Source organism: Cellulomonas septica, from assembly GCF_012396155.1.
GTDB lineage: Bacteria > Actinomycetota > Actinomycetes > Actinomycetales > Cellulomonadaceae > Cellulomonas > Cellulomonas septica.
In genome coordinates this window covers 1-2,117 of record NZ_JAAXOY010000623.1, presented here as the reverse complement: position 1 = coordinate 2,117, position 2,117 = coordinate 1, and the positions used below count along the sequence as shown (strand labels likewise).

The 2,117-nt window shown below is 74.5% G+C and carries 2 protein-coding genes; one reads left to right on the top strand and one right to left on the bottom strand.

Annotated elements, in window-relative coordinates; genetic code table 11:
- On the bottom strand, positions 1 to 1,378 hold a 1,378-nt coding region (locus HGA02_RS17380), incomplete at its 3' end, for a PP2C family protein-serine/threonine phosphatase (protein WP_343035575.1).
- Positions 1,379 to 1,584: 206 nt separating this feature from the next.
- Between HGA02_RS17380 and HGA02_RS17375 the strand changes: the two genes are divergently transcribed.
- Entirely contained in the window at positions 1,585 to 1,986 is a 402-nt protein-coding gene (locus HGA02_RS17375; protein ID WP_168680463.1) for a four-helix bundle copper-binding protein, read from the top strand.
- Positions 1,987 to 2,117: the final 131 nt, after the last annotated feature.

The window sequence follows — 2,117 nt, the reverse complement described above, 5'->3', positions numbered from 1 at the left end:
GTGGACCGTGCAGTGCCCCTACTACGACGCGGAGCGGTGCCTCTCCTGCACGTGGATGGGGCGGCCCTACGCCGACCAGCTCGCCGCCAAGCAGGACCTGCGCGTCGCACAGCGCGTCGAGCGGCTCGCCGCCGACGCGCGCGAGCGTCCGACGCAGCTCGCCGAGCCCGGCGCGCAGGTCGCGGTCGCGCCGCTCGATGAGCCCGTCGGTGTACATGAGCAGGGTCGACCCGCGCTGGAGCGTCACCTCGCTCTCGGCACGAGGACTGTCGGGGACGATGCCGAGCAGGGGTCCGTGGTTGCGGGCCTCGAGCGTGACGACCGTGCCCTGCGGCGTCACGACCATCGGCGGGAGGTGCCCGGCGCAGGACCACCGGACGCGGGTGACTCCGGACTCGCGCTCCTCGGGCGTCTGCTCGAGACGTGCGACGACCACGGTCGCGGGGGTCCCGATCCGCAGCGTGCGCATCGCCGCGTCGAGCTGGGTGAGGACGCCCGCGGGGCCGTCCTTGGTCGTCACCGCGATCGCCCGGAGCATCGAGCGCAGCTGCCCCATCACGGACGCCGCCTCGATGTCGTGGCCGGCGACGTCACCGATGACGAACATCGTCGCGCCGTCCGGCTGCAGGAAGGCGTCGTACCAGTCGCCGCCGACCTGCGTCGACTCCCCGGCAGGCCGGTACCGGACGACGACCTCGAGGTCGTCGGGCTCGACGGGCTCGGTGAGCAGCGCGCGCTGCAGCGCCTCGGCGACGTCGCGCTGCTGCCGGAAGCGGCGCGCGTTGTCGAGCGCGAGCGCGGCCGCCGCGGTCACCTGGCGCAGCGTGGTGAGCTCGTCGCCCGTGAGCGCCTCGCGTGCCGCGCCGAACACCGAGAGCGCACCGATCGTGCGGCCCGCGCGCACGAGCGGCAGCACCGCGAGCCATGTGGGCGCCAGCGTGTCGACCAGCCCGTGCACCCGACCGGGACGCAGCACGCCCTTGAGCGCGTCGGTGGCGCCCGTCCGGACCTCGACCAGGTCGCCGCGCCGGATCGAGTCGAGGAGGAACGAGTGCTCGGACAGGGCGCCGATCCGCGCCGCGGCGTACGCGGTCACGACCGGGCGCAGCGCGGGGTCGGTGTGCCACGTCGCGATGTCGCGCAGGTGCCGGCGTCCGGGCCGCGGTTCCTCGTCGTCGACGAGCGTGACCACGCACCAGTCCGCCAGTGCCGGCACGAGGAGCTGGGCGAGGCGGTCGGCGGCGACGTCCGCGTCCATCGTCGAGGCGAGCTCGGCCGTGACCCGCGCGAGCAGCGGCGCCCGTCCTTCCCGACCGGCGTCGGCCGGTCCGGCACCCCGCACGGCCGCACGCTCGCGGGCCGACGGGTGCGCGTTCACGGCCTCACCGTATGTCACGGCCCGTCGTGTGCTCACCCCACGACGGGGTGACGGCCGGCGAGGCTCGACAGCAGCGCGTGCACCGCCGACCTCTCGGGTGGACCGGCGCAAGGCCTCCGACCCCGTGCCGGGGTCTGGTCGCGTCCACCCGCCCGGCGTAGCGTCGCGAGGGTCAGCGCGCACACGATCGAGAGGGCGGACGAGCGATGAGCATGATGGCCGACATGATGAAGTCCATGCCGACGCAGACGACCGGCATGGACATGACCGCGATGCAGCCGTGCATCGAGGCGTGCTCCGCAGCGGCGATGGCCGCGACGATGTGCGCGGACGCCGACGGCGGCGAGGGCATGGGGCGATGTGCGTCCATGTGCGCCAGCACGTGCGACGTGGCCACCACGACGATGCGCATGATGATGCGGCCCGCGGGCTACGACATGGGCGTCATGACGTCGATGATGGCCGCGTGCGTGGCGATGGGTGAGGCGTGCGCGGCCGAGTGCGACATGCACGCCGAGATGTCCGAGCACTGCCGCATCTGCGCCGCGGCGTGCCGCGCCATGGTCGACGCGTGCCGCACGGCGATGGGGTCGATGAGCGGGTCCTGAGGCGAGCGCGGCCGGTCCGACGGACGGCGCGGCCGACCGACGGACGCGGCCGGCCGACGGACTCAGGGGCGGACGTCGTCCGTCGGGCGCGCCGCGAACCAGACGCCGCCGACGGCGAGCAGCTCGGCGAC